The 15,314-nt window shown below is 62.1% G+C and carries 12 protein-coding genes; 5 read left to right on the plus strand and 7 right to left on the minus strand.

Going from position 1 to position 15,314, the window contains the following annotated elements; genetic code table 11:
- Positions 1 to 68: 68 nt before the first annotated feature.
- The 4 genes from HX807_RS12980 to HX807_RS12995 all read right to left on the minus strand — a co-directional run bounded on the left by HX807_RS12980 (position 69) and on the right by HX807_RS12995 (position 5,534).
- Entirely contained in the window at positions 69 to 1,109 is a 1,041-nt protein-coding gene (locus tag HX807_RS12980; RefSeq protein ID WP_003210973.1) for an ABC transporter substrate-binding protein, read from the minus strand.
- A gap of 43 nt (positions 1,110 to 1,152) precedes the next feature.
- On the minus strand, positions 1,153 to 2,265 hold the full coding sequence (locus HX807_RS12985; protein WP_003210974.1) for an ABC transporter ATP-binding protein: 1,113 nt from the start codon (positions 2,263 to 2,265) through the stop codon (positions 1,153 to 1,155).
- A 226-nt stretch (positions 2,266 to 2,491) separates the two neighbouring features.
- On the minus strand, positions 2,492 to 3,121 hold the full coding sequence (locus HX807_RS12990; RefSeq protein WP_003210977.1) for a response regulator transcription factor: 630 nt from the start codon (positions 3,119 to 3,121) through the stop codon (positions 2,492 to 2,494).
- Between the two features lie 25 nt (positions 3,122 to 3,146).
- Complete coding sequence (locus tag HX807_RS12995) at positions 3,147 to 5,534, minus strand: PAS domain S-box protein (RefSeq protein WP_177050166.1); 2,388 nt, start codon at positions 5,532 to 5,534, stop codon at positions 3,147 to 3,149.
- Positions 5,535 to 5,611: 77 nt separating this feature from the next.
- On the opposite strand from HX807_RS12995, the gene HX807_RS13000 reads away from it, so the two are divergent.
- Positions 5,612 to 6,586, plus strand: a complete 975-nt coding sequence (locus tag HX807_RS13000; protein WP_177050167.1) for an alpha/beta hydrolase family protein — start codon at positions 5,612 to 5,614, stop codon at positions 6,584 to 6,586.
- Positions 6,587 to 6,766: 180 nt separating this feature from the next.
- Here HX807_RS13000 and HX807_RS13005 read toward each other — a convergent pair whose 3' ends face one another.
- The 3 genes from HX807_RS13005 to HX807_RS13015 are packed head-to-tail and all read right to left on the minus strand — an operon-like array spanning position 6,767 to position 9,226.
- Complete coding sequence (locus HX807_RS13005; RefSeq protein WP_177050169.1) at positions 6,767 to 7,534, minus strand: TerB family tellurite resistance protein; 768 nt, start codon at positions 7,532 to 7,534, stop codon at positions 6,767 to 6,769.
- A 1-nt stretch (position 7,535) separates the two neighbouring features.
- Complete coding sequence (murU, locus tag HX807_RS13010; protein WP_003210984.1) at positions 7,536 to 8,210, minus strand: N-acetylmuramate alpha-1-phosphate uridylyltransferase MurU; 675 nt, start codon at positions 8,208 to 8,210, stop codon at positions 7,536 to 7,538.
- A complete protein-coding gene (locus tag HX807_RS13015) occupies positions 8,207 to 9,226 on the minus strand; it encodes an aminoglycoside phosphotransferase family protein (protein WP_008434428.1) in 1,020 nt (339 codons plus the stop codon). The genes murU and HX807_RS13015 overlap by 4 nt, the downstream gene beginning before the upstream one ends.
- A gap of 130 nt (positions 9,227 to 9,356) precedes the next feature.
- Here HX807_RS13015 and HX807_RS13020 point away from each other — a divergent pair, with 130 nt between their 5' ends.
- The 4 genes from HX807_RS13020 to rsmA are packed head-to-tail and all read left to right on the plus strand — an operon-like array spanning position 9,357 to position 15,268.
- Positions 9,357 to 12,155, plus strand: coding sequence for an LPS-assembly protein LptD (locus HX807_RS13020; RefSeq protein WP_102604411.1), 2,799 nt, complete (start codon positions 9,357 to 9,359; stop codon positions 12,153 to 12,155).
- Positions 12,136 to 13,473 (plus strand): peptidylprolyl isomerase, encoded by a 1,338-nt coding sequence (locus tag HX807_RS13025; protein WP_003210991.1) that lies wholly within the window; start codon positions 12,136 to 12,138, stop codon positions 13,471 to 13,473. The genes HX807_RS13020 and HX807_RS13025 overlap by 20 nt, the downstream gene beginning before the upstream one ends.
- On the plus strand, positions 13,470 to 14,459 hold the full coding sequence (pdxA, locus tag HX807_RS13030) for a 4-hydroxythreonine-4-phosphate dehydrogenase PdxA (RefSeq protein ID WP_003210992.1): 990 nt from the start codon (positions 13,470 to 13,472) through the stop codon (positions 14,457 to 14,459). The genes HX807_RS13025 and pdxA overlap by 4 nt, the downstream gene beginning before the upstream one ends.
- On the plus strand, positions 14,456 to 15,268 hold the full coding sequence (gene rsmA / locus HX807_RS13035; protein ID WP_076017896.1) for a 16S rRNA (adenine(1518)-N(6)/adenine(1519)-N(6))-dimethyltransferase RsmA: 813 nt from the start codon (positions 14,456 to 14,458) through the stop codon (positions 15,266 to 15,268). Before pdxA ends, rsmA begins: the two co-directional genes overlap by 4 nt.
- The last annotated feature ends 46 nt before the right edge of the window (positions 15,269 to 15,314 follow it).

A 15,314-nucleotide genomic window follows, 5' to 3' on the forward strand; every position in this document is an offset into this window, starting at 1 on the left:
CCGCTTCGCAGCCCAACGGGGGACAAGCCCCCTCGCCACAAAAAGCCCATCCACCCTGGGTGCGGTGGTTACTTGGCAGCCCAGGAATTGAAGCGCTGCTCCAGTTGCTCACCGTTATCCGCCCAGAAGCTCACGTCGATCTGCACCTGGTTGGCGATGTTTTCCGGGGTAGTCGGCATATCCTTCAGGATGTCCTTCGCCAGCAACGGTACCGCCTGGGTATTGGCCGGGCCGTAGGCGATGTTTTCCGAATAGGTCTTCTGCTGCTGCGGCTGCACCGAGAAGGCGATGAACTTCTTCGCCGCGTCAGCACGGTCCTTGGCCAGGCCTTTTGGAATGGCCCAGGCGTCGAAATCGTAGATCCCGCCGTTCCACACCACTTTCAAATTGCTTTCTTTCTGCACGGCAGCGATCCGGCCGTTGTAGGCAGAACTCATCACCACATCGCCAGAAGCGAGGTACTGCGGCGGTTGGGCGCCCGCTTCCCACCACTGGATATACGGCTTGAGCTCATCGAGCTTCTTGAACGCACGGTCCTGGCCATCTTTGCCGGCCAGCACCTTGTACACATCCTTCGGCGCCACACCGTCAGCCATCAAGGCGAATTCCAGGGTGTACTTGGCGCCCTTGCGCAGGCCGCGTTTGCCCGGGAATTTCTTGGTGTCCCAGAAATCGGCCCAGCCGCCTGGCGGTGCTTTCAGTTTGTCGGCGTTGTAGGCCAGCACCGTGGACCACACGAAGAAACCCACGCCGCACGGCTGGATCGCGCCCTTCACGTAGTCGCCCGGGTTGCCGAACAGTTTCGGGTCCAGGGGCTCGAACATGTCTTCGTCACAGCCACGGGACAGTTCCGGCGACTCCACTTCCACCAGGTCCCAGGACACGCTCTTGGTGTCGACCATGGCCTTGACCTTGGCCATTTCACCGTTGTATTCGCCGGCGACGATCTTGCCGTTGCCCGCGCTTTCCCACGGTGCATAGAAGGCCTTGACCTGCGCCGCCTTGTTCGCGCCACCAAAGGACACCACCGTCAAATCAGGGCCTGCCATGGCCTGTGTCGCGCCCATCAAGCTCAGAGCCAGGGCGGAATATTTCAGGGATCTCAACATTGTTGTTCTCTCCACGTGCGAGGTTGGTGAAGCAAGGGGGCGATCAATTCGCCTCTAGAAGTGGGTCGAGTGCGCGAACGTGCTCGACTTGCCAGCCAATCGGTACCACGTCGCCGACCGCCAGGGCTGTGTCCAGCTCGGCGATCGGTTGTTTCACAAAAAAATCGGTCTTGCCGCAGACTTCCAGGCGCACCCGCACGTGGTCGCCCAGGTAGATGAACTCGGCCACGCGCCCGGAGAAACGGTTGACGCAGCTTTCGCTGGAGCCATTCAGGCTGACGCGCTCGGGGCGCACCGACAGGGTCACCGGGCCGCCGACCTGGCCGACGTTCACCGCCAGCGCCTCGACCTTTTCGCCGCGCGCCAGTTCGACCACGCAGCGGTCGCCGGTGTGGCTGTGCAGGCGGCCATTGAGGCGGTTGTTCTCGCCGATGAAGTTGGCGACGAAGGTGTTTTTCGGTTCTTCGTACAAGGTGCGCGGGGCAGCGATCTGCTGGATCTCGCCCTGGTGGAACACCGCCACCCGGTCGGACATGGTCAGTGCTTCGCCCTGGTCGTGGGTCACGTACACCACCGTCACGCCGAGGCGCTGGTGCAGGTGCTTGATCTCCATCTGCATGTGTTCGCGCAGTTGCTTGTCGAGGGCGCCGAGGGGTTCGTCCATCAGCACCAGCTGTGGCTCGAACACCAGCGCCCGGGCCAGGGCCACCCGCTGCTGCTGGCCACCGGAGAGTTGCGCCGGGTAGCGCTGGGCGAAGGCATCGAGCTGGACCATGCTCAGTACACGCTTGACCCGCTCGCTGATGTCGGTCTTGCTCAGGCCGCGTACAGAGAGCGGAAACGCCAGGTTCTCGGAGACGGTCATGTGCGGGAACAGCGCGTAGTTCTGGAACACCATGCCGATGTCGCGCTTGTGGGGCGGCACGTTGTTGATGGAGCGGCCGGCCAGCTGGATCTCGCCGGCGGTGGGGGTTTCGAAACCGGCGAGCATCATCAGGCTGGTGGTCTTGCCCGACCCGGACGGCCCGAGCAGGGTCAGGAACTCGCCCTTGCGAATCTCCAGGTTGAGGTCTTTGACGATCAGGTTCTCGCCGTCGTAGCTCTTCTGCACGCCACGAAAGCTGACCAGCACATCATTTGAATCCACCTCGCTCATACCCGCACCTTTTTGTTTTGGACTGCCGTGGAACAAGCGTAGTCCCAGGGCAAGGCCGCGAAAATCGGGGGCCCGGAGAGATTGGCATCAGCAGGATGGAAGGTTTGGGGTAGGGATTGCCCTACACGGATGGCGGGGATAGAACAGAGCAGTTACAAACCCCACGCTACAAGCAGCAAGACCGGGCAGCGCGGCGCTCGGCAGGTAGTCGCAAACAGGTATGCCGCTATAGGAGTTTGTGCTCCATGGCGTACTTCACCAGTTCCGCCAGGGAGGTGATATTGAGCTTTTGCATCAGGCGCGCCTTGTGGGTACTGATGGTTTTGCTGCTCAACGCCAACTGCTGGGCGATGTCGTTGACGTTGGCGCCCTGGGCCAGGCGCTCGAATACCGAGAACTCGCGCTCCGACAACAACGAGTGCAATGGGCGGGAATCGGTGAGGCCGACTTCGAAGACCATGCGGTCGGCCAGGTCCGGGTCGATGTACCGCCCGCCCGCCGCGACCTTGCGGATCGCGGTCAGCAGCAGCGCTGGGTCGCTGTCCTTGGTGGCATAGCCGGCGGCACCGACCTTCAGCGCACGGGCGGCCATTTGCGCTTCGTCGTGCATCGACAGCACCAGGATCGCCGGGGGATTGTTCAGCGCACGGATCCGCGGGATGGCTTCCAGGCCGTTGACGCCAGGCATCGAGATGTCCAGCAACACCACCTCGCAAGGCACGTGGCGCAGGGTTTCCAGCAACTGCTCGCCATTGCTCGCCTCGCCCACCACCAGCAGGTCCTTGGCCAGGCCGATCAGTTGCTTGATGCCTTCGCGAACGATGGTGTGGTCTTCAGCTACCAGTACACGGATCACTGTGGATGTCCTCTTCTTTTGGTTATCAATCCAGCGGCACCGTCACACTCAGGGTGGTGCCTTCGCCCAATGCGCTGTCCAGGCTCAACTGCCCGCCCATGATCAGCACCCGCTCGCGCATGCCCACCAGGCCAAACGATACAGGGCGCCCGGGAGCCTGGACGAAACCTGCACCGTCGTCGCTGATGGTCAGGCGCAAGTGCGCGCCCTCCGCCACCAGCGTCAGCTCGACAGTATGCGCCTGGGCATGGCGCATCACATTGGTCAGTGCCTCCTGCAGGATGCGGAACAGGCCGATGGCCTTGGCGTCGCTCAGCGCCGGCAGATTATCCGGCACCTGCACCAGGCACGGAATCTGCGTCCGGGCCTCGAAACGCCGGGCCTGCCATTCGATCGCCGAGGCAATCCCGGCATCGAGAATCGGCGGACGCAAGGCGGTGGCCACATCGCGTACCAGTTGGAACAGTTGGGCGATCAGGCGCTTCATGCTGTTCAGCCGCTCGTGCAGGCCGGGATCCAGTTGGGCGTAGGTCAGCTCGCACATCGAGGTCTCCAGCTTGAGCACGGTGAGCATCTGCCCCAACTCGTCGTGCACTTCCCGGGCGATGCGGGCCTTCTCTTCCTCGCGCACGGTTTCCAGGTGGGCCGACAATTCCCGCAATTGCGCGCGGGAGGCGTCCAGCTCCAGCTCGATGCGCTTGCTCTCGCTGATGTCCCAGACAATTCCGTCCCAAACCACGGCGCCGTCTTCCAGGCGCCGGGTCACGGCCTTGATATCGGCCCAGCGCTGCTCGCCCAGGCGGGTCAGGATGCGGCCCTGCCAGGCCCAGTTGCTCTCCGTCTCGATGGCCTGGTCCTGGGTGCGGTGATAACTGGCGCGGTCGTCGGGATGCACCAGGCTGCGAATGCCCATGGCCGGATGGCTGAGCACTTCCGGCGCGTACCCCACCAGGCCCTCGCTGCCCTGGCTGATGTAGGCGAACTCGATCGCCTCGCTGCGCGGCAAGCGCTCCAGGCGAAACACCAGCCCCGGCACATTGGCGGCGATCCCTTGCAGCCGCGCCTCACTTTCCTGCAACGCCGCGAGGGCCCGGCGACGCTCGGTGACATCGTTGAGGTAGACCACCAGGTATTCGCCGTCGGCAAAGCGCAGGAAACTCAGGGACACATCGGCTGGCAATACGCTGCCATCGGCGCGCAGGCAATTGGTGGCAAAGCTCTGCGGCCCGTCTTCGCTGGCCCGGGCGCGCTTCCACAGGTTGAGCCAGCGGTCCATGGTCAGCGTCGGGTCGAATTCGATCAGCGGGCGTTCGATCAGGGCGCCGGGGGCGTAGCCGAGCATGGTTTCCGCCGCCTGATTGGCGTAGCGCACATGGCTGTCCCAATTGACCCAGAGGATACCGACGGTGCTTTGGTCGATGGAGAACTGGGTCAGGCGCAAGGCTTCGGCACCGGCGGCGCGGGCGGCGCTTTCTTCGCGGGCGGCCAGCAGATTATGCTCCAGGCCGCGTTGCTGGCGGCGCTGCCAGAACACCACGGCCAGGCTGGCGAGCAATAGCAGGCCCAGCAGCAACGTGAGGTTTTGCCAGAAGCCGGGGGACTCGGTCACCCGTGGGTATTTGGGCTGCAGCCAGCGGCTGTGCAACTGGTCCAGATCACGAGCGGGAATCGCGCGCAAGGCGCTTTGCATGATATCGGCCAGCTCGGGCCAGTCGCGCCGCGTGGCCACCCGCAGCAATTGCGGCAGGCCGATATCGCCGACCACGGCAAGGCCGGCGAACTCGGTTTCGCCCGACAAACGGCTCAATTGCGCCTCATCCACCACCGCATACCGCGCCTGCTGGCTCAACAGCAATTGCAGGGCCTGGCGCTCCATGGGCACGCCTTGCAGGTTGAGACTCGGGTAGGTGCTGCGCAGGTAATCCGCCACTGCGCTGGGCATGCGCACGGCGACGCGGGATTGGTCGTCGAGTTTCTCCAGGTCGACTGCGGTGCTGCCATCACGAACCCCGACAATGTGCTGGGGCACCCGCATATACGGATCGGAGAATAACCACAGGCGCAGGCCGGCCGGGGTTTGCAGCAGGCCGGGGGCGAGGTCGACCTCGCCGTCACGCACCGCCGCCTCCAGTTGCTCCTGATTGGGAAAGTTGCGCCAGGTCAGTTCGATATTCAGCGCCTTGGCCAACCACTGCATCAATTCGACATTGGCCCCGGACAGGCGCTGCAAGCGCCGATCGTATTGGGCATAAGGCGCCTGTAACACCAGCCCGACCCGCAGGTCGGGATGCTGTTCGAGCCATTCGCGCTGGCCGGCATCGAGCTGCGCCTGGTGAGTGGCAGGCGCAGGCACGGCGCCCGCGATCAAGGGAAAGCATATACAGCCGATAACCAGCAGGTAGCGAAAACCCATGATCCACGTCTCATATCACTGACAAATACTGACCAACCCATTAGGCTGCCGGAATCACTTCTGGCCGGAAATCAACGATGCCACTTTCCCACCGCTCGGCACTGCCAGCATTGTGCCTGTCGCTGCTGTTTACCAGCGCCTTTTGTGTCGAGGCCGCCGACACTCCCGCTCCCGCCCCGGAAAAGCCAGTGGTGCGCCAGCCCTTGCCGGAGCGCAGCCAGGAAGAAGCCAACGCCCTGGAACGACAAATCCCGCAGCAGGAACAACAACAGTTGCAGGCAGGCAGCGATTCTTTCCTGGCTTTGTGGAAGCCGGCCAACAGCGGTGAGCCTGAAGGCGTGGTGATTATCGTCCCGGGCAACGGCGAAAGTGCTGACTGGCCTCAAGCAATCGCGCCGTTGCGCAAGAAATTGCCGGACGCTTCCTGGGGCTCCCTGAGCTTGTCGCTGCCGGACCTGACCCTGGACACCTTGCCACCCCGCGTCATCGAATCGCCCAAGGCGACCGTGGAGACCAGCAGCAAAGACGCCAGCACCGTCGCCAAACCCGTGGAGCAAGCCGCCAGCGCCGAAGCGGAAGGCACTGACCCGGCCGTGGTTCCCGGCACCGATGAACAAGACAAGACCGACGCCACGCGAATCTTCGCGCGCATTGACGCCGCCCTCGCCTTCGCCCAGACCCAGAATGCCCGCAGCGTCGTATTGCTCGGCCACGGCACCGGCGCCTGGTGGGCCGCGCGTTACCTGAGTGAAAAACAACCGGCGCAGGTGCAGAAATTTGTCATGGTGGCCGCGCAGACCCCGGCGGGCCGTGCCCCGGACCTGCAACAACTGGCACCGAAACTGAAGCTGGCCACGGCAGACTTTTTCTTCCAGGACAACGCCCAGGCACGCAAAGCGGCCCAGGAACGTTCCCAGGCCAGCAAGCGTTTGAAGAATGACAGCTACAAGCAGGTGTCGTTGAAGGCCTTCCCCGATAACAGCCAGGCAGGGCAAGAGCAGCTGTACCGGCGGATTCGCGGGTGGCTGAGCCCGCAAAATCCCGGGGACTGATCGTAAATCTCAAAAACACTGGAGAGTAAAATGTGGGAGCGGGCTTGCTCGCGAATGCGGTGAGTCAGTCACTGCATCTGTTACTGATCCACCGCATTCGCGAGCAAGTCGAATCGTCGCACCGCCACTCCCACAGTTGATCCGGTTTACGCCATAAAAAAGCAGCGCCTGATAATTCTGTTAGCGAAAGTCTCGCCTTTCGCGAATCAGCGCGTAGGCGTTGTGCAGCTCGCGGGTGCGCTCGGTCGCCTCGCGCACCTGGACTGGACTGGCGCCACTGCCGGCAATCTTGTCCGGGTGGTGCCGGCTGAGCAGGCGCCGGTAGGCACGCTTGATCACCGCGGGCTCCGTCGTCGACGTCACCCCCAGAATCCGCAACGCCTCCTGATAAGCCCCGCCACGATTGGCCAACGGCTTGCGCTCCGGCTCATAGTCAGCCGCCAGCGCCTGGATCTGCTGGACCGTCCAGCCGAGCCATTTGCCCCATTGTTCAATCAACTCGCGCTCGGCCGTACTGGCCTTGCCGTCCGCCCAGGCCATGCGCCAACAGGCACGCAGCACACCTTCCGCCGCATGGGGCTGGGCCTTGAGCACGCCCAGGTAACTGCGTACCCGGTCCGAGCCGGACTTGCCGCGATTGAACGCGGCAATCGCACGGCGCTGGGCCGGCTCGGCCATGTCCAGCGAGCGCATTTCCTGGCGGGCCTGCTGGATATGCCCGTCCACCACCCGGCCGTTGCTCTTGGCCAGGCGACCGAGCAACACGAACAGCAGTTCGTCATTGCGCAACGCCGGCCGGCCGCCAAGGCGCTCGCGTAACTGGGCCCAGCTTTGCAGTTCCAGGCGCCGGTCCAGCGCCTGGCCCAGCAGTGCGCCCAACATGGCCCCCGGAATGCTGGCAATGGCAAAGCCCGCCCCGGCTCCGATCAGAGTCCCTGGCCACAACATCCTAGTGCCCCGCTGTCAGCAGGGTTTCGACTTGCGCCAGACGCTCCAGCGTCCCGACATCGATCCAGCGTCCGTTCATGTGTTCCCCCGTCACCAACCCTTTCGCCATGGCGTCACGCAACAGCGGCGCCAGCTTGAAGGCACCCGCACTGCAACCCGCGAACAGCTGGGGGTGGAGTACGGAAATGCCACTGAAGGTCAGGTTATCGGCACCGGCGGCGGCATCATGAAGCGCGCCGTCCTTCAGGTAGAAATCACCACCGGACGGATGGTGCGGCGGGTTGTCGACCATCACCAGGTGGGCCAGCCCATCCAGTGGCTGGTGGAGGCTGGCGAAGTCGTAGTCGGTCCAGATGTCGCCATTGACCACCAGGAACGGTTCGTCCCCCAGCAGCGGCAAGGCCTTGAAGATCCCGCCGCCGGTCTCCAGCGGCTCGCCTTCGGCCGAGTACTGGATGCGTACGCCGTACTGCGAGCCATCGCCCAGATAGCCTTCGATCTGCTGGCCGAGCCACGCATGGTTGATGACGATATCGGTAAAGCCCGCTTTCGCCAGCGCCTCGAGGTGGTACTCGATCAGGCGCTTGCCGCCGGCCTGGATCAGCGGCTTGGGCGTGTGCAAGGTCAGCGGGCGCATCCGCTCACCTTTGCCGGCGGCCAGGATCATGGCCTTCATACCACCGCCTCGACGCGCAGGCTCGCCAGCAATTCACCCAGTTCGCTCAACTCTGGCCGGTCCGCGAGCACCGCCTCTATATAAGCGAAGAAGCGCGGCACGTCCGCCAGGTAGCGCGGCTTGCCATCGCGGTGGCAGATGCGCGCAAAGATGCCGATCACCTTGAGGTGACGCTGCACGCCCATCAGGTCGCTGGCCCGCAGGAACTCCTCGAAGTCCGCCTGCACCGGGATACCCAGCGCGCCGGCGCGCTGCCAGTAACCGCGCTGCCATTCCCGCACGCGGGCCTGCGGCCAACTGAGGAAGGCGTCCTTGAACAGGCACGTGATGTCGTAGGTCACCGGGCCGTAGACCGCATCCTGGAAGTCCAGCACGCCGGGATTCGGCTCGCTGATCATCAGATTGCGCGGCATATAGTCGCGATGCACCAGGACCTTGGGCTGGGCCAGGGCGCTGTCAATCAGGTGTTCGCTGACGCGTTGCCACAGGCCAAGCTGCCGGGCGTCAAACTCGATGCCCAGCTCCCGGCGAACGTACCATTCAGGAAACAATTCCAGCTCCCGACGCAACAGCGCGACGTCATAACTGGGCAACGGGGCTTCCATCGGCAATTGCTGGAAAGCCAGCAATGCGTCGATGGCATCGGCGAACAATTGATCGGCATTTTCAGCCGTAATCACGTCCAGATAGGTTTTTTTCCCCAGGTCGTTCAGCAAAAGAAAGCCGCGAAGCAGATCTTGCGCATAAATTTTCGGAACATTTATTCCCGATTGACCGAGTAAATGAGCGATATCGACGAAAGGTTTGCAGTTTTCCTGGGGGGGTGGAGCGTCCATCACGACAAAACTGCGACCTCCTCCCTCCCACCGGAAGTAACGCCTGAAACTCGCGTCACTGCTGGCCGCAGTCAACGTGGCCGGGGGTACGACACCCCAGCCCTGGGTGGTAAAGAGGCCTGGCAATTGCTCATCAAGCCAGACTTTCAGCTGTTGCAAACGTAGATCTTGGTCGGGCATTACAAGGGTCTCCGACGGCGCTAGCCGTCAAGCGGGTCATGCTTTATTATCACGCATCTTTTTCAGACCATCGAGAGGCGTGCGGCCCACACCGCGGGCAGATGGCACGCAGGAAGCCCGGACTAATAAGATGGCATTGAAATCCCCCGCGTTTCGTAGAAAATTTCCGTTGCTGGTAACCGGCAGTCTGCTGGCCATGCAACCTTTCGCCACCTCATTCGTGGTCGCCGCGGAACAGTATGACTGCTCAGTCTCTGCTTCGGGTGCCTGGGATTGCGCGCCGAAAACGGCCGCAGCCCCGCTGCCACCGCGCCCGGTGCATGACGGCAGTGCCGTCAGCTCTGCCAGTGGCACGCCGCAAGGCGAGTCCGGCGGCACCGCCGAGGCCGTGCCGCAGACCGCTCTGGTCACCGAAGCCAAGGGCCGCGGCCTGCGTTCGCGCAGCGCCGACTACAGCCACCTGGACTGGGTCCCTCGCGAGAAGCTCACCGCCGCACAACTGGCCGAAACCGGCCCGTACTGCTCCGGCGCGTACATCGAGCCGATCCGTCCTGGCATGAACGACAAGACGAACAAGAGCGACGCGCCGACCTTCATCGGCGCCAAGGTCTCTCGTTACGAGCAGGAACAACAAGTTGCTTCCCTGGCCGGTGACGTCGTCATGCGCCAGGGCAGCATGCAGGTCGAGGCCGACGAGGCCAACCTGTACCAGGCCGAGAACCGTGGCGAGCTGAACGGCAACGTCCGTCTGCGCGACAACGGTGCCCTGCTGGTGGGCGACCATGCTGAAGTCCAGCTGGACACCGGCGCCGCCAAGGTCGACAACGCCGAATACGTGATGCACAAATCGCGCATCCGCGGTAACGCCCTGTACGCCAAGCGTGCCGAGAACGCGATCATCCGTCTCAAGGACGGTACGTACACCACCTGCGAGCCGAACAGCAACGCCTGGCAGCTCAAGGGCAACAACATCACGCTCAACCCGGCCACTGGTTTCGGTACCGCGACCAACGTGACGTTGCGGGTCAAGGACATTCCGATCCTTTACACCCCGTATATCTATTTCCCGATCGACAACCGTCGTCAATCCGGCTTCCTGCCGCCGAGCTTCAGCACCGGTAGCGAGACTGGCTTTACCCTGGTTACGCCGTACTACTTCAACCTGGCGCCGAACTACGACGCCACGTTGTACCCGCAATACATGACCAAGCGCGGCCTGTTGATGGAAGGCGAATTCCGCTACCTCACCAAGTCCAGCGAAGGCCAGTTCGGCGGCGCGTACCTGAACGATGATAACGACGAGCGCAAAAACCAGACCGACTACGAAAAAACCCGCTACATGCTCAACTGGCAGCACAAGGGCGGTCTGGATTCACGCCTGCTGACACAGGTCGACTACACCAAGATCAGCGACCCGTATTACTTCCAGGACCTGAAGTCGTACCAGATTGGCGTTCAGAGCCAGGAATACGTCAACCAACAGGGTTCCGTAAGCTATCGCGGCGACAGCTATACGGCGCGATTGAACGTCCAAGCTTATCAGCTGGCGACTATCTCCAATATTACGCCTTACAACAGGCTGCCCCAGCTCACGTTCAACGGCACGCTGCCATATCATCCAGCCGGTCTGGAGTTTGCCTACGAGACTGAGGCAGTCAGGTTCGAACGAGACCTTGAGAACGGCACGTTTACCGACGAGGACGGCCTTACATCTGACCGACTCGATAAAAACGTAGCCGGCCTGAACCGTGCGAACGGTAACCGCCTGAACCTGGCACCTAGCGTCTCGCTGCCACTGAACTGGACCTACGGTTTCATCACGCCGAAATTGAAGTACGTTTACACCAAGTACGATCTGGACTTGGACAGCATCGGCAAGAATGACCTGGTCACCAATCGCCTTGGCTCCTCCTCGCTTGGCGAGAGCTTCAAAAGCTCTGAGGACCGTGCAGTACCGATTGCCAGTATCGATAGCGGCCTTTACTTTGACCGCAATACCCAATGGTTCGGCGACAACTATCGCCAAACCCTGGAACCACGCTTGTTCTACCTCTATGTACCTGAGAAAGATCAAACCGACATTCCGGTATTCGACACCAGCGAGACAACGTTTAACTACTCATCGCTGTTCCGCGACAACCGCTTCGTCGGAAGCGACCGTATCGGCGACGAGAACAAACTGTCCCTCGGCGTGACCAGCCGCTGGATTCAGGACAACGGTTTCGAGCGTCAACGCGTCTCCATCGGCCAGGCCCTGTACTTCAAGGATCGCGAAGTCCAGTTGCCAGGTATTGATGCCAAGACCCGCGACGATGCGCATTCGAACGTCTCGCCTATCGCACTGGATTACGAGTTCCGCTTCAACCGCGACTGGCGCGCTACTGCAGACTATAACTGGGACACCGACAGCCACAGCCCACGCTCCGGCAGCGCGATGTTCCACTATCAGCCGGAAGACAACCCGAACAAGGTTATCAACGTCGGCTACCGCTATCGCAATGACCAGGTCGTCTACAACCAGTCGACCGGCAAGTGGCAGTTCGGCGGCGACTATGGCACTCCGGGCACCGACAACTTCGTGAAGGATTACTACAAAATCCAGCAACACGACTTCTCGATGATGTGGCCGATCATTCCGCAGTGGAACCTGATCACCCGCTGGCAGTATGACTATGCCCGCAACCGCACCCTGGAAGCCTTTGGTGGTTTCGAGTACGACAACTGCTGTTGGAAACTGCGTGTGATCAACCGTTACTGGGTCTCCAACGACGAATACACCCAGGCTGCCCCGCTGAACGAAAAGGGTGACCACGGGCTCTTCTTCCAAGTTGTCCTCAAAGGACTCGGCGGCCTGACCGGCGCCAAGGTAGAGAGCTTCCTCGACAAAGGCATTGAAGGTTATCGTGAACGTGAAGACCAAGCTTTCTGATTGTCTGCGCCCGCTGATGCTGGGCGCGCTGTTCTTGGGTACCGCCGCAGCTCACGCTGCGGTTCAACCGCTGGACAAGGTAGTGGCCATCGTCGATAACGACGTGATCATGCAGAGCCAACTGGACCAACGGGTCAAGGAAGTTCAGCAAACCATCGCCAAGCGTGGCGGCGGCGTACCGCCGACCAGCGTGCTGGACCAGCAGGTGCTTGAACGCCTGATCGTTGAAAACCTGCAACTGCAGATCGGCGATCGCTCCGGTATCCGTATCAGCGACGAAGAGTTGAACCAGGCTGTCGGCACCATCGCCCAGCGCAACAACATGAGTGTTGATCAGTTCCGCGCAGCCCTGGCTCACGACGGCCTGTCCTATGAGGACGCCCGTGACCAGATTCGCCGGGAAATGATCATCAGCCGTGTACGTCAGCGTCGCGTGGCCGAACGGATTCAGGTGTCCGAGCAGGAAGTGAAGAACTTCCTCGCCTCCGACCTTGGCAAGATGCAGCTTTCCGAAGAACTGCACCTGGCGAACATCCTGGTGCCTACGCCAGACAGCGCCAACGCTGAACAGCTCAATGCTGCCGCAGCGAAAACCCAGGCTATCTATGACCGTCTCAAGCAAGGTGCCGACTTTGCCCAGATGGCCATTGCCCAGTCCGGCAGCGACAACGCCCTCGAAGGCGGTGACATGGGCTGGCGTAAAGCCGCGCAACTGCCACCACCGTTCGACCGCGAGCTGAGTGCCATGGAAGTCGGTGGCATCACCCAGCCTGCCCGTACGCCTGGCGGTTTCATCATCCTCAAGTTGCTCGGCAAGCGCGGTGGCGAAGAAGCGCAGATGAAGGACGAAGTTCACGTTCGTCACATCCTGGTCAAGCCAAGCGAGATCCGTACCGAAGCCCAAACCAAGGAACTGGCCCAGAAGCTCTATGACCGCATCGAAGCGGGCGAAGACTTCGGCGAATTGGCGAAGAGCTATTCCGAAGACCCGGGTTCGGCGCTTAACGGCGGCGATCTGAACTGGATCGATCCGAAGGCACTGGTTCCAGAGTTCCAGGACGTCATGGCCAAGACCCCGCAAGGCGTTCTGTCCAAGCCGTTCAAGACCCAATACGGCTGGCATGTGCTGGAAGTCCTTGGCCGTCGCGCCACTGACAACACCACCCAGGCCCGCGAGCAGCAAGCCCTGACCGTACTGCGTAACCGCAAATACGACGAAGAGCTGCAAACCTGGTTGCGTCAGATCCGTGACGAAGCCTACGTAGAGAACAAGCTTCCTGGTGCCGACCAAACAGGCACCGACCAGGCAGCCCAGTGACACCCAAGCGTTTCGCACTGACACCCGGCGAGCCGGCCGGCATTGGTCCTGACCTGTGCCTGCTGCTCGCCTCGCACCCCCAGCCACACCCCCTGATTGCCATTACCAGCCGCGACCTGCTCATTGAGCGGGCCGCGCAGCTGGGTGTGGTTGTCGATCTGCTGCCGGTGGGCCCGGGCAACTGGCCTGATCTGCCGGCACCGGCCAACAGCCTGTACGTATGGGATACCCCGCTGGCGACCAAGGTCGTGGCCGGGCAACTGGACAAGGCCAACGCTGCCTTCGTCCTGGAAACCCTGACCCGTGCCGGCCAGGGCTGCATCGACGGGGATTTTGCCGGGATGATCACCGCCCCGGTACACAAGGGTGTGATCAACGAATCAGGCATCGCCTTTTCCGGGCATACCGAATTCCTCGCTGAGCTGACCCATACCGAACAAGTGGTGATGATGCTGGCAACGGGCGACCTGCGGGTGGCGCTGGTGACCACTCACCTGCCCCTGCGCGAGATTGCCGACGCCATTACCCCCGAGCGACTGGAGCGTGTAACACGCATCCTGCACGCCGACCTGCAACAGAAGTTCGGCATCGCCCAACCACGCATCCTGGTCTGTGGGCTCAACCCCCACGCCGGTGAAGGTGGCCACCTGGGCCATGAAGAAATCGACATCATCGAACCAACCCTGGAGCGTCTGCGCCTTGAAGGCATGGACCTGCGCGGCCCATTGCCTGCCGACACTCTGTTTACCCCCAAATATCTGGAGCACTGCGACGCAGTGCTGGCGATGTACCATGACCAGGGCCTGCCCGTGCTGAAGTACAAAGGCTTCGGCGCCGCGGTCAACGTGACACTGGGCCTGCCGATCATCCGCACCTCCGTCGACCATGGCACCGCCCTGGACCTCGCAGGCAGCGGCAAGATCGATACCGGCAGCCTGCACGTGGCCCTGGAAACCGCCTATCAGATGGCCGAGACCCGTATATGACCGAGCATTACCAACACCGGGCGCGCAAGCGTTTCGGGCAAAACTTCCTGCACGACGCTGGCGTGATCGATCGCATCCTGCGTTCCATCCATGCCAAGCCCGAAGACCGCCTGCTGGAAATCGGCCCGGGCCAGGGCGCCCTGACCCAAGGCCTGCTGAAAAGCGGCGGCCAGCTGGACGTGGTTGAGTTGGACAAGGACCTGATCCCGATCCTCAACCAGCAGTTCGCCGGCATGCCCAATTTCAACCTGCACCAGGGTGATGCGCTGAAGTTCGACTTCACCAGCCTCAATGCAGCGCCCAACAGCCTGCGGGTGGTCGGCAACCTGCCGTACAACATCTCCACCCCGCTGATTTTTCACCTGCTGAACAACGCCGGCATCATCCGCGACATGCACTTCATGCTGCAAAAGGAAGTGGTCGAGCGCCTGGCAGCGGGTCCTGGAGGCGGTGACTGGGGTCGCCTGTCGATCATGGTTCAGTACCATTGCCGCGTAGAGCACCTGTTCAACGTCGGACCTGGCGCGTTCAACCCCCCGCCGAAAGTCGACTCCGCCATCGTGCGCCTGGTGCCTCACGCGGTGTTGCCACACCCGGCCAAAGATCACAAGTTGCTGGAGCGCGTGGTACGCGAGGCGTTTAACCAACGCCGCAAGACCTTGCGCAATACGCTGAAGGCTTTGCTCAGCAACGCTGAAATCGAAGCCGCCGGCGTCGACGGCAGCCTGCGCCCTGAGCAGCTGGACCTGGCTGCCTTCGTGCGCCTGGCTGACCAGCTCGCCATTCAGCCTGCGCCAGCGGCCGAATAAGTAGAGTCGGGCACGGCCAGACAGCATGTCTGGCCTAGTGCCCACC

This window comes from Pseudomonas sp. D8002, from assembly GCF_013385695.1.
Lineage (GTDB): Bacteria > Pseudomonadota > Gammaproteobacteria > Pseudomonadales > Pseudomonadaceae > Aquipseudomonas.